The organism is Streptomyces sp. NPDC014870 (assembly GCF_043081505.1).
Taxonomy (GTDB): Bacteria; Actinomycetota; Actinomycetes; order Streptomycetales; family Streptomycetaceae; genus Streptomyces.
This window is the reverse complement of sequence record NZ_JBIBWQ010000001.1, coordinates 1056418-1077750: the sequence shown is the minus strand read 5'-3', so window position 1 is coordinate 1077750 and position 21333 is coordinate 1056418. Positions and strand designations below refer to the sequence as shown.

19 protein-coding genes, 1 rRNA gene and 1 riboswitch are annotated in these 21333 nt (G+C 70.3%); of the genes, 15 read left to right on the top strand and 5 right to left on the bottom strand.

Going from position 1 to position 21333, the window contains the following annotated elements:
- Nucleotides 1–136: 136 nt before the first annotated feature.
- The 11 genes from rrf (at nt 137) to ACF09C_RS04565 (ending at nt 10524) form a co-directional block, all read left to right on the top strand.
- Nucleotides 137–253: ribosomal RNA gene (gene rrf / locus ACF09C_RS04615) — 5S ribosomal RNA — on the top strand.
- 148 nt (nt 254–401) lie between these two features.
- The gene (locus ACF09C_RS04610; RefSeq protein ID WP_362428536.1) at nt 402–1010 is read left to right on the top strand and encodes a CDP-alcohol phosphatidyltransferase family protein; all 609 of its coding nucleotides are present in this window, start codon (nt 402–404) and stop codon (nt 1008–1010) included.
- Nucleotides 1011–1127: 117 nt separating this feature from the next.
- Nucleotides 1128–3623, top strand: a complete 2496-nt coding sequence (locus tag ACF09C_RS04605) for a sugar phosphate nucleotidyltransferase (RefSeq protein WP_392088594.1) — start codon at nt 1128–1130, stop codon at nt 3621–3623.
- Nucleotides 3624–3724: 101 nt separating this feature from the next.
- A complete protein-coding gene (locus tag ACF09C_RS04600; protein ID WP_392088592.1) occupies nt 3725–4654 on the top strand; it encodes a DUF881 domain-containing protein in 930 nt (309 codons plus the stop codon).
- Nucleotides 4651–4983, top strand: coding sequence for a small basic family protein (locus ACF09C_RS04595; protein ID WP_015032176.1), 333 nt, complete (start codon nt 4651–4653; stop codon nt 4981–4983). The genes ACF09C_RS04600 and ACF09C_RS04595 overlap by 4 nt, the downstream gene beginning before the upstream one ends.
- 5 nt (nt 4984–4988) lie before the next feature.
- Nucleotides 4989–5822: a DUF881 domain-containing protein gene (locus tag ACF09C_RS04590; RefSeq protein ID WP_392088589.1), complete on the top strand. Its 834-nt coding sequence runs from the start codon at nt 4989–4991 to the stop codon at nt 5820–5822.
- A gap of 82 nt (nt 5823–5904) precedes the next feature.
- Nucleotides 5905–6825 (top strand): FHA domain-containing protein, encoded by a 921-nt coding sequence (locus ACF09C_RS04585; RefSeq protein ID WP_362428542.1) that lies wholly within the window; start codon nt 5905–5907, stop codon nt 6823–6825.
- Between the two features lie 28 nt (nt 6826–6853).
- Nucleotides 6854–7597, top strand: a complete 744-nt coding sequence (locus ACF09C_RS04580; RefSeq protein WP_392088587.1) for a MerR family transcriptional regulator — start codon at nt 6854–6856, stop codon at nt 7595–7597.
- 53 nt (nt 7598–7650) lie between these two features.
- The gene (locus ACF09C_RS04575; RefSeq protein ID WP_026281837.1) at nt 7651–8124 is read left to right on the top strand and encodes a bifunctional nuclease family protein; all 474 of its coding nucleotides are present in this window, start codon (nt 7651–7653) and stop codon (nt 8122–8124) included.
- Between the two features lie 275 nt (nt 8125–8399).
- Nucleotides 8400–9002 carry a MerR family transcriptional regulator gene (locus ACF09C_RS04570; RefSeq protein ID WP_392088584.1) on the top strand — a complete coding sequence of 201 codons (603 nt, stop codon included), beginning with the start codon at nt 8400–8402 and terminating at the stop codon, nt 9000–9002.
- A 115-nt stretch (nt 9003–9117) separates the two neighbouring features.
- A complete protein-coding gene (locus ACF09C_RS04565; protein ID WP_392088582.1) occupies nt 9118–10524 on the top strand; it encodes a DNA polymerase IV in 1407 nt (468 codons plus the stop codon).
- A 428-nt stretch (nt 10525–10952) separates the two neighbouring features.
- Here ACF09C_RS04565 and ACF09C_RS04560 read toward each other — a convergent pair whose 3' ends face one another.
- Nucleotides 10953–11321, bottom strand: coding sequence for a PRC-barrel domain-containing protein (locus tag ACF09C_RS04560; RefSeq protein ID WP_392088580.1), 369 nt, complete (start codon nt 11319–11321; stop codon nt 10953–10955).
- Between the two features lie 124 nt (nt 11322–11445).
- A riboswitch (glycine riboswitch) is annotated at nt 11446–11545 on the top strand.
- Nucleotides 11546–11722: 177 nt separating this feature from the next.
- On the opposite strand from ACF09C_RS04560, the gene gcvP reads away from it, so the two are divergent.
- Nucleotides 11723–14608, top strand: a complete 2886-nt coding sequence (gene gcvP, locus ACF09C_RS04555) for an aminomethyl-transferring glycine dehydrogenase (RefSeq protein WP_392088578.1) — start codon at nt 11723–11725, stop codon at nt 14606–14608.
- Nucleotides 14609–14712: 104 nt separating this feature from the next.
- On the opposite strand, the gene ACF09C_RS04550 is transcribed toward gcvP, so the two are convergent.
- The gene (locus ACF09C_RS04550) at nt 14713–14919 is read right to left on the bottom strand and encodes a DUF5999 family protein (protein ID WP_361969845.1); all 207 of its coding nucleotides are present in this window, start codon (nt 14917–14919) and stop codon (nt 14713–14715) included.
- 366 nt (nt 14920–15285) lie between these two features.
- A complete protein-coding gene (locus ACF09C_RS04545; RefSeq protein WP_392088706.1) occupies nt 15286–15909 on the bottom strand; it encodes a hypothetical protein in 624 nt (207 codons plus the stop codon).
- A gap of 485 nt (nt 15910–16394) precedes the next feature.
- Between ACF09C_RS04545 and ACF09C_RS04540 the strand changes: the two genes are divergently transcribed.
- Together ACF09C_RS04540 and ACF09C_RS04535 are read left to right on the top strand one after the other, a co-directional pair.
- Complete coding sequence (locus ACF09C_RS04540; RefSeq protein WP_392088576.1) at nt 16395–17894, top strand: glutamate-cysteine ligase family protein; 1500 nt, start codon at nt 16395–16397, stop codon at nt 17892–17894.
- Nucleotides 17895–18004: 110 nt separating this feature from the next.
- Nucleotides 18005–18784: a CPBP family intramembrane glutamic endopeptidase gene (locus tag ACF09C_RS04535; protein WP_392088704.1), complete on the top strand. Its 780-nt coding sequence runs from the start codon at nt 18005–18007 to the stop codon at nt 18782–18784.
- Nucleotides 18785–18844: 60 nt separating this feature from the next.
- Here ACF09C_RS04535 and ACF09C_RS04530 read toward each other — a convergent pair whose 3' ends face one another.
- Both ACF09C_RS04530 and ACF09C_RS04525 read right to left on the bottom strand, forming a co-directional pair.
- On the bottom strand, nt 18845–19654 hold the full coding sequence (locus tag ACF09C_RS04530; RefSeq protein WP_392088574.1) for a PhzF family phenazine biosynthesis protein: 810 nt from the start codon (nt 19652–19654) through the stop codon (nt 18845–18847).
- A gap of 195 nt (nt 19655–19849) precedes the next feature.
- Nucleotides 19850–20443, bottom strand: coding sequence for a DinB family protein (locus ACF09C_RS04525; RefSeq protein WP_392088572.1), 594 nt, complete (start codon nt 20441–20443; stop codon nt 19850–19852).
- 133 nt (nt 20444–20576) lie between these two features.
- On the opposite strand from ACF09C_RS04525, the gene ACF09C_RS04520 reads away from it, so the two are divergent.
- A complete protein-coding gene (locus ACF09C_RS04520) occupies nt 20577–21197 on the top strand; it encodes a PadR family transcriptional regulator (RefSeq protein ID WP_392088570.1) in 621 nt (206 codons plus the stop codon).
- The last annotated feature ends 136 nt before the right edge of the window (nt 21198–21333 follow it).

Below are 21333 nucleotides of genomic sequence, written 5' to 3'. Positions count from 1 at the left end.
CGGATGTGGAAGCCCAGTAATGGGTGGAGCTGACCGGTACTAATAGGCCGAGGGCTTGTCCTCAGTTGCTCGCGTCCACTGTGTTAGTTCTGAAGTAACGACCGTGATTATGCCCGGTTGGTCAACTTCATAGTGTTTCGGTGGTCATAGCGTTAGGGAAACGCCCGGTTACATTCCGAACCCGGAAGCTAAGCCTTTCAGCGCCGATGGTACTGCAGGGGGGACCCTGTGGGAGAGTAGGACGCCGCCGAACAATTTTTAGCCTCAACCCCCGGACCTGGTCCGGGGGTTGAGGCATTTTTGCGTTCACGAGAGGGTTGCTGCCCCCTGTGCATCCGGGTGTCGTGGCTGAGGGTAAGGTCAGGGGGCATCATTCGCACGTTCCCACAGGAGGCCCCCGGGTGGAGGTCCAGGAGACTCGCGTTCAGACGGACCGGGTCCTCACCATCCCCAACATCCTGAGCATGGCTCGGCTGGTGGGTGTGCCGCTCTTCCTGTGGCTGATTCTCCGCCCCGTGTTCGGCGGTCCCAACAGCGATGGCTGGGCTCTGCTCGTCCTGATGCTGAGTGGCGTCAGCGACTATCTCGACGGGAAGCTCGCGCGGCGCTGGAACCAGATCAGCAGCCTCGGCCGGCTGCTGGACCCCGCCGCCGACCGGCTGTACATCGTCTCCACCCTCATCGGGCTGACCTGGCGCGAGATCCTGCCGCTCTGGCTCACCCTCGCCCTTTTCGCCCGCGAGCTGATGCTGCTGGTCATGGTAGGAATCCTCCGCCGGCACGGGTATCCGCCGCCGCAGGTGAACTTCCTGGGTAAGGCTGCGACATTCAACTTGATGTACGCGTTCCCCTTGCTGCTGCTCAGTGACGGAACGGGCTGGCTTTCGTCACTCGCCGAAGTTTTCGGGTGGGCCTTCGCCGGATGGGGTACAACTCTGTATTGGTGGGCAGGGATCCTCTACGTGGTCCAGGTCCGTCGACTCGTGAAGGCGGATACCGCGGCCGATTGAGCCCGCCTGTCCTGTGCCGTGCAGCGTCGCCGGCACGAACGAGGACGCCAGAGGCCCACTGAGCGGACAGGGTGAAGTCGGCAGGACCGTCGTCTCTTCAAGGAGGACGCTTCCGACATGAAGGCCGTCGTGATGGCCGGTGGCGAAGGAACCCGACTTCGCCCCATGACCTCGAGCATGCCCAAGCCTCTCCTGCCGGTGGCGAACCGGCCGATCATGGAGCATGTCCTGCGACTGCTCAAGAGGCACGGTCTCACCGAGACCGTCGTGACCGTGCAGTTTCTCGCCTCGCTGGTCAGGAACTACTTCGGTGACGGCGAAGAGCTCGGAATGGAGCTCACGTATGCCAACGAGGAGAAACCGCTCGGCACCGCGGGGAGTGTGAAGAACGCCGAGGAGGCGTTGAAGGACGACGCCTTCGTCGTCATCTCGGGAGACGCGCTCACCGACTTCGATCTGACCGACCTGATCGCCTTCCACAAGGAGAAAGGCGCCCTGGTCACCGTCTGTCTGACCCGTGTGCCGAATCCGCTGGAATTCGGCATCACGATCGTCGACGAGGAGGGAAAGGTCGAGCGGTTCCTGGAGAAGCCGACCTGGGGACAGGTCTTCTCGGACACCGTGAACACGGGCATCTACGTCATGGAGCCCGAGGTCTTCGACTACGTCCAGGCCGATGTCTCGGTGGACTGGTCGGGTGATGTCTTCCCTCAGCTGATGAAGGAGGGCAAGCCGATCTACGGCTATGTCGCCGAGGGCTACTGGGAGGACGTCGGTACCCACGAGAGCTACGTCAAGGCCCAGGCCGACGTGCTCGAAGGCAAGGTCCAGGTCGAGATCGACGGTTTCGAGATCTCGCCCGGAGTGTGGGTCGCCGAAGGCGCCGAGGTGCACCCCGAGGCCGTGCTGCGCGGGCCGCTCTACATCGGCGACTACGCGAAGGTCGAGGCCGGCGCGGAAGTGCGCGAGCACACCGTCATCGGGTCGAACGTCGTCGTCAAGAGTGGCGCGTTCCTGCACAAGGCCGTCATCCACGACAACGTCTACATCGGGCAGCAGAGCAATCTCCGCGGCTGCGTCATCGGGAAGAACACCGACATCATGCGCGCGGCCCGGATCGAGGACGGGGCCGTCATCGGGGACGAGTGCCTGGTCGGTGAGGAATCGATCGTTCAGGGCAACGTCCGCGTCTATCCGTTCAAGACCATCGAGGCCGGCGCCTTCGTCAACACCTCCGTCATCTGGGAGTCGCGCGGGCAGGCGCATCTCTTCGGGGCGCGTGGAGTCTCCGGCATCCTGAATGTGGAGATCACGCCCGAGCTTGCGGTCAGGCTCGCGGGCGCGTACGCGACGACATTGAAGAAGGGCGCGACGGTCACCACCGCGCGTGACCACTCCAGGGGCGCGCGAGCCCTGAAACGGGCTGTGATCTCGGCGCTTCAGGCCAGCGCCATCGACGTACGCGACCTGGAGAACGTGCCGTTGCCGGTGGCGCGACAGCAGACCGCCCGGGGGAGCGCGGGCGGGATCATGCTGCGGACCTCGCCCGGTGTGCCGGACTCCGTCGACATCATGTTCTTCGACGAGCGCGGAGCCGACCTCTCGCAGGCCGGGCAGCGCAAGCTGGACCGGGTCTTCGCACGTCAGGAGTACCGGCGGGCGTTCCCGGGCGAGATCGGCGATCTCTCCTTCCCGGCGAGCGTGTTCGACTCGTACACCGGTTCGCTGTTGCGGAACGTCGATACCTCCGGGATCGCGGAGGCCGGACTGAAGGTCGTCGTGGACGCGTCCAACGGCAGCGCGGGGCTCGTGCTGCCGAGCCTTCTGGGCCGGCTCCAGGTGGATTCGTTGACGATCAACCCGGGGCTCGACGAGGCGCGGCCGACCGAGTCGGCGGAGACCCGGCGAGCCGGGCTCGTACGGCTCGGGGAGATCGTCGCCTCGGCGCGGGCCGCGTTCGGGGTGCGGTTCGACCCGGTGGGAGAGCGGCTGTCGCTCGTCGACGAGCGGGGCCGGATCATCGAGGACGACCGCTCGCTCCTCGTGATGCTCGATCTCGTGGCCGCCGAGCGGCGCTCGGGCCGGGTGGCGCTGCCCGTGACGACCACCCGGATCGCCGAGCAGGTGGCGGCGTACCACGGCACGCAGGTGGAGTGGACGACGACCTCACCGGACGATCTGACCAGGGTCGGGCGTGAGGAGTCGACGATCTTCGGCGGTGACGGGCGCGGCGGATTCATCATTCCCGAGTTCAGCAGCGTTTTCGACGGTGCCGCCGCGTTCGTCAGGCTCCTCGGGCTCGTCGCGCGGACACAGCTCACCCTGAGCCAGATCGACGCCCGTATCCCGCGGGCGCACGTCCTGCGGAGGGACGTCGCGACGCCGTGGGCAGTGAAGGGTCTCGTGATGCGGCGCGTGGTGGAGGCGGCCGGTGAGCGGTCCGTGGACACCACCGACGGCGTACGGGTCGTGGAGGCCGACGGGCGGTGGGTGATGGTGCTGCCCGACCCGGCCGAGGCCGTCACCCATCTGTGGGCCGAGGGGCCTGACGACACCTCCGCCCAGACGCTGCTCGACGAGTGGTCGAACGTGGTCGACAGCGCAGGTCACTGAACCATTGGGGCCGATGAGCCGGGTGGTGTCCGCCGGACGCCGCCCGGCTCGTCGGTGGGGCCATTCGGCGGTAGCAGCCCCGACGTGCGACGATGTGCGGCATGTCGCAGCAGCCCCCCGTTCGGAGCACCGGAGCACCACCGCCGCGCCCGGACGCGTCCATGTCGCTGCTGAACAACGTGATGGACCACGCGCTCGACGACGGCTACGCCGAGGCCTCGGCCCGGCGCGCTGCCGAGGGCGGCGGACTTCCCCGTACGCTCCGCGCCAAGCTCGGCCTCGCGGCGGGTCTCGTCCTGGCGGCCGCCGTGGTGACCGTGGGTGCGGCCGAGGCGCGGATCTCCGCCCCGGTCGTCGCCAAGGAACGGCAGGAGCTCATCGACCGGATCGAGGCGGACACCTCCGCGGCCGACAGGCTGGAGGAGGACGTCGAGAAGATCCGGGTCGAGGTCGGAGAGCGGCAGCGCAAGGCACTCGAACAGCACGGTGGTGACCAGGCCGAGCTGGTGGCGCTGCTCTCGGGCGCGACGCCGGTGCGCGGCCCGGGTGTGAAGCTCGTCGTCGACGACGCCAAGGACACCGAGGGCGGCGGCGGGGGTCCCCGGGAGAGCAGCGGGTTCTCCGACACCGGGCGGGTGCGCGACCGGGACATGCAGCGGGTCGTGAACGGGCTGTGGGAGTCGGGTGCCGAGGCCGTCTCGATCAACGGTCAGCGCCTGACGTCGCTGTCCGCGATCAGGGCGGCGGGCGACGCCATACTGGTCGACAACAAGCCGCTGGTCCCGCCGTACACCGTTCTCGCGGTGGGGGACGGGCAGCGCCTGAGCACCGCGTTCCAGGACAGCGCCGACGGGCAGTACCTGCACGCGCTGCAGGAGAACTTCGGAATCCGTACGAGCATCTCGGCCGAGGCCGAGGTACGTCTGCCGGCCGCGCCGAGCCTGATCGTACGTACAGCAGAGCCGAGGGGAGCCGGGGCTGCCAAGGCCACCGGGCAGGCCACGGCCGACACAGGGAAGGGCACATCTTGATCGCCGTACTGGGCCTGATCGTGGGAGTCGTGGTCGGACTGTTGGTCCGTCCCGAGGTTCCGGCGGTGGTCGAGCCCTATCTTCCGATCGCCGTGGTCGCCGCCCTCGACGCTGTCTTCGGCGGCCTGCGGGCCATGCTCGACGGGATCTTCGTCGACAAGGTCTTCGTGGTCTCCTTCCTGTCGAACGTGGTGGTGGCGGCGCTGATCGTCTTCCTCGGCGACAAGCTCGGCGTCGGCGCGCAGCTGTCGACGGGTGTGGTCGTCGTGCTCGGCATCCGGATCTTCTCCAACGCGGCCGCCATCCGGCGGCACGTCTTCCGGGCGTGACACCGATGAGCAACGACGTGAACCCGGGAACCCCCGAGAACCCCGACGCCGACGGGTCGAAGCCGGCGGAGCAGTCCGCTCCCGCCGCCGGTCCCGAGACGCAGCCGACCGCGCCGCAGCAGACCGGGCGGCAGCGGCTGACCGCCGGTCTGTGGCCGCCGCGGGTGAGCCGGGCCCAACTCATCGTCGCCCTGCTGCTGTTCGTCCTCGGCCTGGGCCTCGCGATCCAGGTCCGCTCCACCAGCGACAACAGCGCACTGCGTGGTGCGCGCCAGGAGGACCTGGTCCGCATCCTGGACGAGCTCGACGACCGGACGCAGCGCCTGGAGGACGAGAAGGCGCGGCTGGAGACCCAGCGCTCGGAGCTGGAGTCCAGCTCGGACCAGGCCGAGGAGGCCCGGAAGCAGACCCAGGAGAAGGAGCGCCAGCTCGGGATTCTGGCCGGAACTGTCGCTGCGGAAGGCCCGGGGATCACGCTTACCGTCCGCGGGGCCGAGGCGGCGGTCGAGTCGGACATGCTGCTCGACGCGATCCAGGAACTGCGCGCCGCGGGCGCCGAGGCGATCCAGATCAACGATGTGCGGGTGGTCGCGGACAGCTACTTCACAGGAAGTGGCGCCGACATAGAGATCGATGGAACGAAGGTGACCGCTCCGTACGTCTTCAAGGTCATCGGCAAGCCCGAGGATCTCGAGCCCGCGCTCAACATCCCCGGTGGCGTCGTGCAGACGCTGGAGAAGGAGCAGGCCACCGCGACCGTGGCCCGGTCCCAGAAGATCGTCGTGGATGCCTTGCGACCTGCGAAGCGGCCTGACTACGCTCAGTCGTCCTCGCAGTGAGGCGGGGGCACATGGCAGCCGCGCGACATGGGGATGGCGTTGCGGGGGGTCGCCGCACCACAAGGGTGGTGCGTGGTGGAAACTGTCGGGTGGATACGGACGTTGTGAGGATGTCCGGGTCGGCAGGTGTGTTCATTCAGGGTTCGTCCTGCCCCACGGGCGGGTCTGTTTCGGTCAAGGGGAATCGCCCGTGAGTTTTTTTGCGAAGTTGTTCGGCAAGAGCGCACGCGAGGACGGCGGCAACGCCAAGCACCGCGCGCCGCGCCACGCCCAGAGCGAGGAGGAGCAGGGCGGCGAGCGCCCGCTCTTCCGTGACGAGGTCGGCGGCGAGGGCGCGTCGTCTGTTGACCCTGCCGGTGCCGGGCGCATAGGTTTCGGAGAACCATCAACCTCAAGTACGGGTGGAGGGTTCACCCCCGACCCGTACGCGACCCAGACCTCCGCGGGTCAGCCGCGGCGGGAGGACGCGTCCATGCCGGTGTGTACGAGGTGCGGTCACCGCAATGCCGCGGACAGCCGTTTCTGCTCCCACTGCGGCACGCCGCTGCGCGGCGGGGCGAACGTGGAGCGCCCGTCCGAGACGACGTCGACGATCTCCATCTCCGGTCTTGAGGCGTACGACGCCGAGGTCACCGGTCAGACGCAGCTGCCGAACCTGTCGCCCGAGGCGCTGGCGGCCGTCGAGGCGCTGCCGGCCGGATCGGCGCTCCTGGTGGTGCGCCGGGGACCGAACTCGGGCAGCCGCTTCCTGCTGGACAGCGAGCTGACCACGGCCGGCCGTCATCCGCAGAGCGACATCTTCCTCGACGACGTCACGGTGTCGCGGCGCCACGTGGAGTTCCGGCGGGCGCCCGACGGCAGCTTCACGGTCGCCGATGTCGGCAGCCTCAACGGTACGTACGTGAACCGTGAGCCGATCGACTCGGTGGTTCTGTCCGCGGGCGACGAGGTGCAGATCGGCAAGTACCGGCTGGTCTTCTACTCGAGCCAGCGAGGCGTGTGACGCCTCGGGAACTCTGCAGGGAAGGTCCATGTTGCGAACTCCGACGGGCGGTGCCGTTCACGGTGCCGCCACCGCGGGCGACCGGCTGGTCAGCATCGGGACGGTGCTGAACCAGCTGCGTGACGAGTTTCCCGAAGTGACCATCTCGAAGATCCGGTTCCTGGAGGCCGAGGGGCTCGTCGAGCCCCGGCGGACGGCCTCCGGGTACCGGAAGTTCAGCCCGCAGGACGTGGAGCGGCTCGCCCAGATCCTGCGGATGCAGCGTGATCACTATCTTCCGCTGAAGGTCATCCGCGAGCATCTCGACGCCCTCGCCCGGGGTGAGCAGGTCAGGCTGCCTTCTCCCACTCCCCAGCGGGACCTGCTGGACGGTGCGTGGGACTCGGAGGGTGATCGCCCGACCGCCGCGCGGGTGGGGCGGGCCGAGCTGCTCGCGGCCGCCGAGGTCACGGAGGACGAGCTCGTGGAGTGGGAGTCGTATGGACTCCTCACCGCCGGGCCGGAGGGCGGCTACGACGCCGAGGCGGTGACCGTCGCCAGGCTTGTCGCGGATCTGGGGAGATTCGGTCTGGAACCTCGGCACCTACGGGCGGTCAAAGCTGCCGCGGACCGGGAGGCGGGGCTCGTCGAGCAGATGGTGGCGCCGCTGCGCCGGCACCGTAACCCGCAGACCAGAGCCCATGCGGAGGCGACCGCGAAGGAGCTCGCCGGGCTCTCCGTACGGCTGCACGCGGCACTGGTCCAGACCGCTCTGGGACTCCGGTTGCAGTGATCTTGTCGGGGCCCGACTACCCAAACCGGTCGGGCACGTCCTAGGGTTGCTGTGTGAACGAGCTCGACGTTGTGGGTGTCCGGGTGGAAATGCCCTCCAACCAACCGATCGTGCTCCTGCGTGAAGTGGGAGGCGATCGGTACCTCCCCATCTGGATCGGACCGGGGGAGGCGACCGCGATCGCCTTCGCGCAGCAGGGCATGGCCCCTGCCAGGCCGCTGACGCACGACCTCTTCAAGGATGTCCTTGAGGCGGTGGGCCAGGAGCTCACCGAGGTCCGCATCACCGACCTCCGTGAAGGTGTCTTCTACGCGGAGCTGGTCTTCGCCAGCGGCGTCGAGGTGAGCGCCAGGCCGTCCGACGCGATAGCGCTGGCCCTGCGCACCGGGACGCCGATCTACGGCAGTGACGGTGTGCTGGACGACGCCGGTATCGCGATTCCGGACGAGCAGGAGGACGAGGTGGAGAAGTTCCGCGAGTTCCTCGACCAGATCTCTCCCGAGGACTTCGGGTCCAGCAGCCAGTGATGTAGCCGGTGTGGTGTGCCGCGCCCGGTGCGGAGGTGTCGCGGACCGGGCAGTGCCGGGCGGTGCCGGCCGTGTCGGGTCGTGCCGGAAGTGAGGTTTCGGCCGCCGCGCGCGGGGCACCGGCAGCGCATTCGGAGACCCTTTCCCCGGAGTGGGACACGGGAAACCACTCTCAGGGTGATTATCACTCGGCGTGCCGAGTGTGGCGATCGTTGACGCACCCCAAGTGACTGCCTACCTTCGTGTGGGCAGGTCAAGGACGGAGGGTCGGCGTGATGAGCAGCGGCGACGGTAGGGCAGGGGGCTCCCACGGGCGCGCGCCCGTGGGAAGCGGTCCGTATCCGCTTCACGGCAGTCCGGCGGTGGACGCTTCGGCCGGCGCGGACACGGTGGGGTATCGAGGGCCGACCGCGTGTGCGGCGGCGGGGATCACCTACCGCCAGTTGGACTACTGGGCACGCACCGGGCTCGTCGAGCCGAGCGTGCGGCCCGCGTACGGGTCCGGGACGCAGCGGCTCTACAGCTTCCGTGACGTCGTCGTTCTCAAGATCGTCAAGCGTTTCCTGGACACCGGCGTCGCGCTGCAGAACATCCGGGCCGCCGTCCAGCATCTGCGGGCCCGCGGCTTCCAGGACCTGGAGCGGATGACCCTGATGAGCGACGGGGCGACGGTGTACGAGTGCTCCTCGCCCGACGAGGTCGTGGACCTGCTCCAGGGCGGTCAGGGCGTCTTCGGCATCGCCGTGGGCGTCGTGTGGCGGGATGTCGAGGCGGCGCTGTCGCAGCTGCACGGGGAGCGCGTCGACACCGGCGAGACCCTCATCGGGCACAACCCGGGCGACGAACTCGCGCGACGGCGGCGCGACCGGGCGGTCTGAGCGGGACGGCTGCGGGGACGGCTGCGGGGACGGCGTTTCCGCCGGCCCCTGCGTGCGTGGCGCGGCCGTACGGGAGTGCGGGTCGATTGTCAGTGGCGTGGGGCAGCATCGGAGTGTGAGAACCGCGCCGACGATTCTGCATCTCGACATGGATGCCTTCTTCGCCGCCGCCGAGCAGGCGGCGAAGCCGAGTCTGCGCGGAAAGCCGGTGGTCGTCGGAGGGCTCGGCCCGCGCGGGGTCGTGGCCACGGCGTCGTACGAGGCGCGGAGGTTCGGGGTGCACTCGGCGATGCCGATGGCACAGGCCCGCAGGCTCGCGCCGAACGCCGCGTATCTCGTGCCGCGCTTCGGTTTCTACCGGTCGATCAGCGAGCAGGTCATGGAGCTGCTGGGGCGGCTCTCACCGCTCGTGGAGCCGCTGAGCCTGGACGAGGCCTTCGTGGACCTGGAGGCTGGGGGTGTGGCCGATGACACCGGGACGGCACGGGAGGCCGGTGAGCGGCTGCGCAGGGACATTCTCGGTACCACGGGGCTGACGGGGTCGGTGGGGCTCGCGGGGTCCAAGATGCTGGCCAAGATCGCCTCCGAGGAGGCGAAGCCGGACGGCCTGGTGCTCATAGAGCCCGGGACCGAGCGGGAGCTGCTCGGGCCGAAGTCGGTGCGGATCCTGCCGGGGGTGGGGCCGGCCACGGGGGAGCATCTGCGGCGGGCCGGGATGACGACGGTGTCGGACCTCGCGGAGGCCGGTGAGGACGAGCTCGTACGGCTTCTGGGGCGGGCGCACGGGGCGTCGTTGTACCTGATGGCCCAGGGGTACGACGATCGGCCCGTGGTGGCCGAGCGGGACGCGAAGTCGGTGTCGGTCGAGGACACCTTCGACGTGGACCTGCACGACCGGGTGCGGATCCGGATCGAGGTGGAGCGGCTGGCCGAGCGGTGTGTGGGGCGGCTGCGTGCCTCGGGGCACTCGGGGCGGACGATCGTGCTGAAGGTGCGGCGCTTCGACTTCTCGACCCTGACGCGCTCCGAGACCCTGCGGGGGCCCACGGACGACCCGCTGGTGGTGCGGGAGGCGGCGGGGCGGCTGCTGGAGGGCGTCGACACCACGGGCGGGGTGCGGCTGCTGGGGGTGGGGGTGAGCGGGCTCGCGGACTACACACAGGAGGATCTGTTCGCGCAGGCGGCGGAGGCGGAGGCGGCGGAGGCCGCGGAGGCCGGCGAGGAGTCGCGGGGCGGGGGCGGGGGCGCGGTGGCGGAGGCGGCTGCCGCCGAGGCGGCTACGGCGGAGGAGTCGGCCGCGGCCGGCTCGCGGCGGTTTGCGCCCGGGCACGACGTACGGCATGCCGTGTACGGGGCCGGGTGGGTGCAGGGGAGCGGGGTGGGGCGGGTCACCGTGCGCTTCGAGGAGCCGGGGTCGGCGCCGGGGAGGGTGCGGACGTTCCTCGTCGACGATCCGGAGTTGGTGGAGGGGGAGCCGTTGCCGCTGGTCGGGGGCGGGAGCGGGGCGGCGGCGGTCGCCTAGGGGGTGCGCCCGGCCTGCGGCCGGGCTGGGGTTCCCACCCGCACCACCCGTGCGACTGGACGGGCAGAGGTGCGGGTGCGCCTGTGCGTGGCTGAGCGCCGCCGGCGAGTGCGGGAGGTGGGATGCGTGCCCGTGCGGCGGGGTCGGCAGGGTTTGCGGGTGCTCTTCTGCGCGCGGCTGAGCGCCGTCGGCGGGCGGGAGGTGTGGATGCGTCGCCTGCCCGTGTGGCGGGGTCGGCAGGGTTTGCGGGTGCTCCTCTGCGTGGCTGGGCGCGCCGCGGCGGGCTTGGGTGGGGTGCGTTGGCCGTGCGGCGGGGCGGACAGGGGTACGACGCCCGGGTGTGACCGGGCGTCGTCGGCGGGCGCGGGTGTGAATCACCGCCTGTGCGGCCGCCCTGGCTGCTGGACTTGATCGGTGGTGGTGGGCGGCTATGCGTCGTCCTGGCCTGCCAGGCGGCCGAAGTCGTGGTCCGGGGGTGGTGGGGGCGGGAGGGCCAGGCTGTAGTGGCGGTAGAGCTGGAGTTCCTGCTCCGGGGAGAGGTGGCGGCCCACGCCGAAGTCCGGGGCGTCCTTGATCAGGGCGCGTTCGTACGGGATGTGGAGGGCGTTGTCGACCAGTTCGCTCGGCTCCAGGGGGACGAAGGCGTCGCGGCCGAAGAGACCCGTGCGGACCGCCGCCCATTCGGGGACCCCCGTCGCGTCGTCCAGGTACACCTCGTCCACGGTGCCGATCTTGTGCCCGTTGCGGTCGAACGCCTTGCGGCCGATCAGGCTGCGCGGATCGATGTCGGTCTGCACGGTCCCTCCAACTGGTCGCAACTGCTCGTCGAAGACCTACAAAGAATACGAAAGTGCACATCTGGGATGTCGGCCACTTGAGCGATGGAAGGCGGAACCGCGCTGGTAGGCTGGCTGTGGCTGTCGACCCCGTGCGGGAGAGTCCTCCGGAGAAACCTTTCGGAGGCGCCGAAGGAGCAAATCCTCCCCGGAATCTCTCAGGCACCCGGTACCGCATGGACGAGGTCACTCTGGAAAGCAGAGCGGAGGTCCGACGGCGTCCGCTCTCACCGACGGTGAAAGCCGGCGGACCCTTGGTCTGCCGGTGAAGCTCTCAGGTTGAGATGACAGAGGGGGAGGCCGTCCGGGCACCCGCGCCGTGGTGTCCCTCGCAGGTCGTGACGACCAGGAGGCCTCCGTACATGACCGCCAACCGCATTCCGCTCTCCGAACTCGAGCAGGGCATCCCGTTCGAGCAGCGGCACATCGGGCCCGACGCCGAAGCCCGGGCCAAGATGCTCGCGCAGGTCGGCTACGGCTCGCTCGACGAGCTGACGGCCGCCGCCGTGCCGGACGTGATCAAGAACGCCGAGGCCCTCGGCCTGCCCGCCGCACGTACCGAGGCCGAGGTGCTCGCCGAGCTGCGTGAGCTCGCCGACCGCAACCAGGTTCTCGCGCCGATGATCGGGCTCGGGTACTACGGGACCTTCACTCCGCCCGTCGTTCTGCGGAACGTCATGGAGAACCCTGCCTGGTACACGGCCTACACGCCGTACCAGCCCGAGATCTCGCAGGGGCGGCTCGAGGCGCTGCTCAACTTCCAGACCATGGTCGCCGACCTCACAGGCCTGCCGACGTCCGGCGCCTCCCTGCTCGACGAGGGCACCGCCGCCGCCGAGGCCATGGCGCTCTCCCGTCGTGTCGGCAAGGTCAAGAACGGGGTCTTCCTCGTCGACGCCGACGCGCTGCCGCAGACCATCGCCGTCATCGAGACCCGCGCGGAGCCGACCGGCGTCGAGGTCGTCGTCGCCGACCTCTCGGCGGGTATTCCGGCGGAGGTCGCCGAGCGCGGTGTCTTCGGCGTGCTCGTTCAGTACCCCGGCGCATCCGGTGCCGTGCGGGACATCAAGCCGCTCATCGACGCCGCCCACGAGCTCGGCGCGATCGTCACGGTCGCCGCCGACCTGCTCGCGCTGACGCTGCTCACCTCGCCCGGCTCCCTCGGCGCCGACATCGCCGTCGGTACCACCCAGCGGTTCGGTGTGCCCATGGGCTTCGGCGGGCCGCACGCCGGCTACATGGCCGTCCAGGACAAGCACGCCCGCTCGCTGCCCGGCCGCCTGGTCGGCGTCTCCGTCGACGCCGACGGCAACCGCGCCTACCGCCTGGCCCTGCAGACCCGCGAGCAGCACATCCGCCGCGAGAAGGCCACCAGCAACATCTGCACCGCGCAGGTGCTGCTCGCCGTCATGGCCGGCATGTACGCCGTGTACCACGGGCCCGACGGGCTGAAGCAGATCGCTCAGCGCGTCCAGCGGTACGCCTCCGTTCTCGCCGCCGGGCTCACCGCCGGTGGCGTCGAGGTCGTCCACGGCTCCTTCTTCGACACCGTCACCGTCCGCGTCCCCGGCAAGGCCGCCGAGGCCGTCGCCGCGGCCCGCGAGGCCGGCGTCAACCTGTACCTCGTCGACGCCGACCATGTCTCGGCCTCCTGCGACGAGACCACCGGGCGCGCGCAGATCGCCGCCGTCTGGGCCGCCTTCGGCGTCGACGCCGACATCGAGGCCCTGGACTCCGCCACCGAGGACGCGCTGCCCGCCGGGCTGCTGCGCTCCGACGCGTACCTCACCCACCCGGTCTTCCACGCGCACCGCTCCGAGACGTCGATGCTGCGCTACCTGCGCCGGCTCGCCGACCGCGACTACGCGCTCGACCGCGGCATGATCCCGCTCGGCTCCTGCACGATGAAGCTGAACGCGACCACCGAGATGGAGCCGGTGACCTGGCCCGAGTTCGGTCAGATGCACCCCTTCGCCCCGGTCGAGCAGGCCCAGGGCTACCTCACGCTCATCACCGAGCTGGAGGAGCGTCTCGCCGAGGTCACCGGCTACGACAAGGTGTCGATCCAGCCCAACGCCGGTTCGCAGGGCGAGCTGGCCGGTCTGCTGGCCGTCCGCGCCTACCACCGCGCCAACGGCGACGAGCAGCGCACCGTCTGCCTGATCCCGTCCTCCGCGCACGGCACCAACGCCGCCTCCGCGGTGATGGCCGGCATGAAGGTGGTCGTCGTCAGGACCGCCGACGACGGCGAGGTCGACGTCGCGGACCTGCGCGCCAAGATCGCGCAGTACCGCGACGAGCTGTCCGTGCTGATGATCACCTACCCGTCCACGCACGGTGTGTTCGAGGAGCACGTCGCCGACATCTGCGCCGAGGTCCACGAGGCCGGTGGCCAGGTCTACGTCGACGGCGCCAACCTCAACGCGCTCGTCGGGCTCGCCAAGCCCGGCAAGTTCGGCGGCGACGTCTCGCACCTCAACCTGCACAAGACCTTCTGCATCCCGCACGGCGGTGGCGGTCCCGGTGTCGGTCCTGTCGGTGTGCGTGCGCACCTCGCGCCGTACCTGCCGAACCACCCGCTGCAGCCGACCGCCGGTCCCGAGACGGGCGTCGGCCCGATCTCGGCCGCCCCGTGGGGTTCGGCAGGCATCCTGCCGATCTCCTGGTCGTACGTGCGCCTGATGGGTGGCGAGGGCCTCAAGCGCGCCACGCAGGTCGCCGTCCTCGCGGCGAACTACATCGCCAAGCGCCTGGAGCCGCACTACCCGGTGCTGTACACCGGTCCGGCCGGGCTCGTCGCCCACGAGTGCATCGTCGACCTGCGTCCGCTGTCCAAGGCGACCGGCGTCAGCGTCGACGACATCGCCAAGCGCCTGATCGACTACGGCTTCCACGCGCCGACGATGTCGTTCCCGGTGGCCGGCACGCTGATGATCGAGCCGACCGAGTCCGAGGACCTCGCCGAGATCGACCGCTTCTGCGACACGATGATCGCGATCCGCGGCGAGATCGAGAAGGTCGCGTCGGGTGAGTGGCCGGCCGGGGACAACCCGCTGGCCAACGCCCCGCACACGGCCGCCGCCCTCGGTGGCGAGTGGAACCACGCGTACACCCGTGACGAGGCGGTCTTCCCGGCCGGTGTCTCGCCCGCGGACAAGTACTGGCCGCCGGTCCGCCGGATCGACGGCGCGTTCGGCGACCGCAACCTGGTCTGCTCCTGCCCGCCGCTGGACGAGTACGACCACTGATGTCGGCATGAGTCAGGGCCGGTTCGGAGAGTTCTCTCCGGGCCGGCCCTTTCGTGTGCGTGTTCCCTCGTACGTGTCGTGCCCCGAGGCACGGCGGCCCGGTGTCAGGCGGCGGTCGTCACCCGGCCCGTCGTCAGCGGGCGGTGTGGGGCGATGATCTGGCCGTCCGGCAGCAGTTCACCGGTGTCCTCGAAGAGCAGGACCCCGTTGCACAGCAGGCTCCAGCCCTGCTCCGGATGGTGCGCCGTCATGCGGGCCGCCTCCCGGTCGGCGGATTCGGCGGTGGGACAGGCAGGCTGGTGCTGGCACATGGATGGGTTCTTTCGCTGCGTCGTGGTGAGTGAGTCTGTCGTCCTGCGGCTCGGTTCGGTACTCATGGCCGCCCCCCGTTGTCGGTTCGGTTGGTCCAGTGTTCCCCCACGGACGGCGATCCGCAGGTATTTCGCGGCAGCTCTTCCTACTGCATGAAGACGTATCACCCGCGCGGGCGGTTCAGCTCAACTGGGCGGTCTCTTCGGGTGGTTCGGGGTAGCCCTGATGGACTAGCCCGTAAGGGGAGGGGGTGTTCGAGGAGGTCGTTCGGCAACGGCCCGTCCTCCTCCGGGTGCTCGCTCGGGCAGCAGTGCGCCCCGCGGCCGGGTGGGCGCGCGGGGCGCGACGCGTTCCGGGAGGCCCGCTCAGGCGGGCGCCGGGGTGCCGAAGAGCGGCGGGGGAGCCAGCCGCAGGGTGAGCACGGGCAGCAGGTCGGCGACCAGGTGCGGCTGGTTCGCCGCGATGCCGGGCGGTGCCGGGGCGAGCGGGATCAGTAGATCCGCCGGATCGGGCGCGGAGGACGCCCCGTCGGACTCCGTGTCACCGTGCAGCCAGAGCGTCAGCATGTACAACTCCGGTACGGACAGCAGCCTGGGCTGGTACGTCGTGGGCAGCGCCTCGGCCTGCAGCAGCGCCCGTTCGGTGGCGGTGACGTAGGGGCCTTCGAAGAAGTGCGAGAAGGACCAGCCGTCGGGGGTGAGCATCGTGTCGGCGGCGGCGATCGCCCGGTCGGTGCCCCGGATCAGGAAGCGCCAGCCGGCCAGCCGCGTGCGCGGAGCCTGCCCGGGCGGGATGACCTGGTCCCGTACGTCGACGACCTGGTCCCGTACGTCGAGGACGTGGACGGGCAGGGGCAGCTCGGGGCTCAGTGGCCCCTGGGCGGCCCGCAGGGCGGGAGTTCGTGCCTCGCGGACGGCGGTGGGGGAACCGAGGGCCGCGAGGACACTGCGCAGGGCCGGCGCGGGGGCCGGGGAGGGTCGAAGCATGATGGGTCGCCTCTCGCTCAGGAGACACGGTGATGCGTGGGCAGGTACGACGGCGCTGTGGGCTGCCGGGCCGAAAGGGCCGTGAAGCCATGGACGTCATGGCCGGGTGCCAACACTCTGCCTCGTTCGCGGAGTTTATACGAGACGTGTTCACACGATGTTTCCGCTAGCGGTCGCCGATATTGCGGGCAAGGCCTCATCCGGACTCGCTCCGGAGGTGATTCATCGTATTTGCGACGTGTGCCGCTCATCTGCCTGCGCGGACTTCCCCGGAGTGGACGGCCGGATATCGACCCCACGCTTTCGATGAATATGGCCGCGGAATATGTCCGTTGCCGGATGCCGCTGGGTGGTGCCGCGGGATTGCTCGATCCAGCCTATCGTTCAACGAAGGCGGTCCGCAGGCGTTATGGATCAATCGCGTGGGCATCATCGTCCGTGACGCGCGCGGCCGTCGCCGTGGCCGCCCGATCGGGAGGGAAGCTTCCATGGGGGAGAAGGTCGTGGCAGACGGGTTCGACCTGTCCGATCGGCAGCGATACCGCAGGAAGCTCCAGCAGTGTCTGGCGGGTCTTGCGAGGCTCCTGGCGGAGAAGAGGTTCGACCGGCCGCGGAATCTGATGGGACTCGAGATCGAACTCAATCTCGCGGGCGCCGACGGCATGCCCAGGATGGTCAACGGGGCCGTCCTCGAGCGCATCGCGAGCTCGGATTTCCAGACCGAACTGGGAATGTTCAATCTCGAAGTGAACATCGCCCCGCACCGACTCGGAGGGCGCGTTTTCGATCGGCTCGCGGAAGAACTCAGAACCGGTTTGGGATATGCCGACCGCAAGGCGCGCGAACTCGACGCGGGCGTCCTCATGATCGGCATACTGCCGACGCTCGCCCCAGGCGATCTCGTCTCCGAGAACCTCTCCGCCGTCGACCGCTACACGCTGCTCAACGACCAGATCGTCGCCGCCCGGGGCGAGGACTTCACCCTCGACATCCACGGCGTCGAGCAACTGACCTGCACGGCCACGTCCATCGTGCCCGAGGCGGCCTGTACGTCCGTGCAGTTGCACCTCCAGGTCACGCCCGCCCGGTTCGCCGCCGTGTGGAACGCGGCGCAGGCCGTGGCGGCGGTCCAGATCGCCGTCGGCGCCAACTCCCCGTTCCTCTTCGGCCGCGAGCTGTGGCGGGAGTCCAGGCCGCCGCTCTTCACCCAGGCCACCGACACCCGGCCGCCGGAACTCCAGGCGCAGGGGGTGCGGCCGCGGACCTGGTTCGGGGAGCGGTGGGTGGACTCCGCGTACGACCTCTTCGAGGAGAACCTCCGGTACTTCCCCGCCCTGCTGCCGATCTGCGACGACGAGGACCCGCTCCGCGTCCTGGACGAGGGCGGCGTGCCGCGGCTGCAGGAGCTGGTCCTGCACAACGGGACCGTGTACCGCTGGAACCGGCCCGTGTACGGCTGGGTCGACGGCGTCCCGCATCTGCGCGTGGAGAACCGGGTGCTGCCCGCCGGGCCGACCGTCACCGACGTCGTCGCCAACGCGGCCTTCTACTACGGCCTGGTGCGGGCGCTCGCCGAGGACTCCCGGCCGGTCTGGAAGCGGTTGCCCTTCGAGGACGCCGCCGCGAACTTCGACACCGCGTGCCGGCACGGCATCGACGCGGAGCTGCGCTGGCCGCGCCCCGGGCGCTCGGGCGGGGTGGCCGCCGTGCCGGCCGTACGTCTGGTCCTCGACGAACTGCTTCCGCTCGCGGCGGCCGGGCTCGACGCCTGGCACGTCGAGCCGGCCGACCGCGACTTCTACCTCGGGGTCATCGAGGAGCGGTGCCGGGAGCGGGTCAACGGGGCGTCCTGGCAGGTCGACACCTTCCATCGGGCGCTCGCCTCCGGTCTGGACCGCGACGCCGCCCTCGCGGCCACCACCCGCCGCTACGCGGAGCTGATGCGGGGCGGCGAGCCGGTGCACCGCTGGCCCGTGGGGCTCGCGTAGCCGGGAGTACGGCCACGGGAATGGCGCGGGGCAGGGGCCGTCACGCATGATCTCCGTACCCGGAACGCGATGGGGAAGTGGAGACAGGTGTGGTGTCGGATCAACGTGTGGTGCCTGATGCCCTGCCGCCCGGCGGCCTCCCGCGCGGGATCCTGCGCTCCGAGACCCTGATCGTCCTGGCCCTTTCACTGGGTGCGAGCGCGGCGTCCTCCCTGATCAGCTTCATCGGTTCGCTGACCAAGCCCGGCGGACTGAAGGAACAGGCGGCGACGCTCAACGGTTCGTACGCGCCCGGGCGGCCCTGGCTCGATCTGGCCTGGCAGCTCTTCGGCATCGCCACGGCGCTCGTCCCGGTCGTCCTCGTCGCGCACCTGCTGCTGCGGGAGGGCGCGGGGATGCGGTCGATCGGCTTCGACCGGACCCGGCCCTGGCCCGACCTCGGCAGGGGTGCGCTCGTCGCGGCCGTGATCGGCAGCGCGGGCCTCGCGTTCTACCTCGGGGCGCGAGGCGCCGGGTTCAACCTGACCGTGGTGCCCGAGTCGCTGCCGGACGTGTGGTGGAAGTACCCGGTGCTGATCCTGTCGGCGGTGCAGAACTCCGTCGTGGAGGAGGTCATCGTCGTCGGCTATCTGCTGCGCCGGCTCGGACAGTTGGGGTGGTCGCCGACGGCCGCGCTGATGGCGAGTTCGGTGCTGCGCGGCTCGTACCACCTCTACCAGGGCATCGGCGGCTTCATCGGCAACGTGGTGATGGGGGTCGTCTTCGTCTACCTCTACCGCCGCTGGGGGCGGGTGGGCCCGCTGGTGGTGGCGCACGCCCTGCTCGACATCGTGGCCTTCGTGGGGTACGGGCTGCTGGCCGGGCGGGTGGACTGGCTGCCCACCGTGTAGGAGACAGAGAAAGGGGCGTACGGCCGGTGCCGTACGCCCCTTCCTGGTCTCTCGGGACGGTCAGGCGCGCAGGTCGCCTTCGATGACCGTCACCGCGTGGCCCGTCAGCAGAGTGCGGTCGCCGCGCAGCCGGGTGGAGACGATGCCGGTACGGGCGCCGCCCTGGAACCCCGTGAGGTCGTCGCGGCCGAGGCGGGCGGACCAGAGCGGCGCGAGCGCGGTGTGGGCGCTGCCGGTGACCGGGTCCTCGTCGATGCCGAGACGGGGGAAGAAGGCGCGGGAGACGAAGTCGTAGCCCCGCTCGGGCTGTTCGGCGGCGGCGGTGACGACGACACCGCGCTCGGCGAGGCCGGCCAGGACCGCGAGGTCGGGCGTCAGAGAGCGCACGGCGGCCTCGTCGCGCAGCTCGACGACCAGGTCGCCGATGTGGGCGGCGGTGTCGTGCACGGCGACGATCTCGGCGCCGAGGGCCTTCTCGAGGCCGGCGGGGGTCTCGATCGGGGTGAGGGACGAGGTCGGGAAGTCCATCGTGATGGAGCCGTCCGGCGCCGCCGTCGCGCTGAGGATGCCGCAGCGGGCGGCGAACCGGACGGTCCCGGTGGCGGCTCCCGTGGTGTGCAGGACGTGTGCGGTGGCGAGCGTGGCGTGGCCGCACATGTCGACCTCGGCGACCGGCGTGAACCAGCGCAGCGCCCAGTCGGCCTCGCCACCGGGGGGAAGGGGGTGGGCGAAGGCCGTCTCGGAGAGGTTGACCTCCGCGGCGACCTTCTGGAGCCAGTGGTCGTCGGGGAAGGAGTCGAGGAGGAGGACCCCTGCCGGGTTGCCGGAGAAGGGGCGGTCGGTGAAGGCGTCGACGATTCGGATCCGCATGGACCGGACCGTACCGTGACGGGAAATCGGCAGGCCAAGGCCAATTCCGCAGGACTGGACCGATCCGGGGACCGGTGGAGGCCGGTGGGGACCGGGGTGCCGTGGGCCTGGGGTGCAGGGGGTGCCGGGCGGGGCGGCGCCGGTGTCGTGTCCGCCCGGCGCCGCCGGCCTGTCGGTACGTGAGTGGCTTCGCCGTCAGGCGTTCTTGGCGGCCTCCCGGGCGGCCTGTTCCAGGCGGCCCCGGTACCCCTCCCACCATGCCGTGTCCCCCGGGGGAATGCTGGTGTTCCCCTCGTTCATGCCCACGGCGCCGTCCAGGAGTTCGCGGACGATGTCGGCGTGCCCGGCGTGGCGGTGGGTGTCGGCGATGACGCGGACGACGGCGTGGTGCAGCGTCACCTCGTCCCTGCCCTCGGGCCACCAGGGCACGGTGCCGGCCGTGTCGAGGGGGAGCGCCTCGATCGTCGCGTCCGCGTGCGCCCAGGCCCGGCGGTAGAGCCCCACGATCCGCTCGCGCGACTCCTTGGCGGTCGCCCACATGTCCGCGTTGGGTTCGGCGCCGTCCTCGAGCCAGGGCAGCGGCTCGTTCGAGGGCCGGCCGAAGGTGTCCCCGAGGTATCCCAGCTCCACGCTCGCCGCGTGTTTCACCATGCCCAGCAGGTTGGTGCCGGTCGGTGTCATCGGGCGCCGGACGTCGTACTCGGAGAGTCCGTCGAGCTTCCAGAGCAGGGCGTCGCGGGCGGACTGGAGGTAGAAGCGGAGGTCGGCCTTGGGATCCGTGGCGTTCATGGGCGCCAGTCTGTCGCCCGCCCGCGCTCCGGGCCCGTGCTTTCCGGTCGGGGTTGGCAAACGAAGTATTCCGATATATCGTTGAGGCATCGCGACCGTTCGACGATATAAACCCGATGGAAGGAGCGTTGCGATGCGTTCACATGGACACGAACACGGACATGGAGACTGCGGGCCCGGACCTCGTGGCTGGGGCGGCTTCCGCGGTGACGACGAGCGGCGGCGCGCCGCCTTCGGCCCGTTCGGGCCGGGGTTCGGCGGCGGGCCGTTCCGGGGAGGACCCGGCGGGCGCGGTCATGGAGGCGGCCGGGGGCGGGCGCGGCGCGGTGACGTGCGCGCCTCGATCCTCGCGCTGCTGAAGGACCGGCCGATGCACGGCTACGAGATGATCCAGGAGATCGGCGAGCGCAGCGGCGGGGCGTGGAAGCCCAGCCCCGGCTCGGTCTACCCGACCCTGCAGCTTCTCGAGGACGAGGGCCTGATCACCAGCGAGAGCGAGGGCGGCAAGAAGCTGTTCACGCTCACCGACACCGGCAGGACCGAGGCCGAGTCGGGGCCGGAGGCCCCCTGGGAGGAGGCCGGGCGCGGTGTCGACTGGGAGGCCGTCAACGAGATCCGGCAGGCCGGCTTCGGTCTGATGGAGGCGTTCGGCCAGGTCTGGAAGACCGGCAGCGCCGAGCAGCGGCAGAAGGCCGTCGAGGTCATCAACGAAGCCCGAAAGAAGCTGTACCTGATCCTGGCCGACGAGGGCTGACCTCCGGGGCCGGGAGAACGTCGAGGGGCCCGCGCGGCGGTCGCCGCGCGGGCCCCCCGGGCGCGCGGGGGGTGGGTCGGGCGCCCGGGGTGGTGCGTCGTGCGCGGGTGGGGCTCAGGCCCCCACGCCGGGCCGG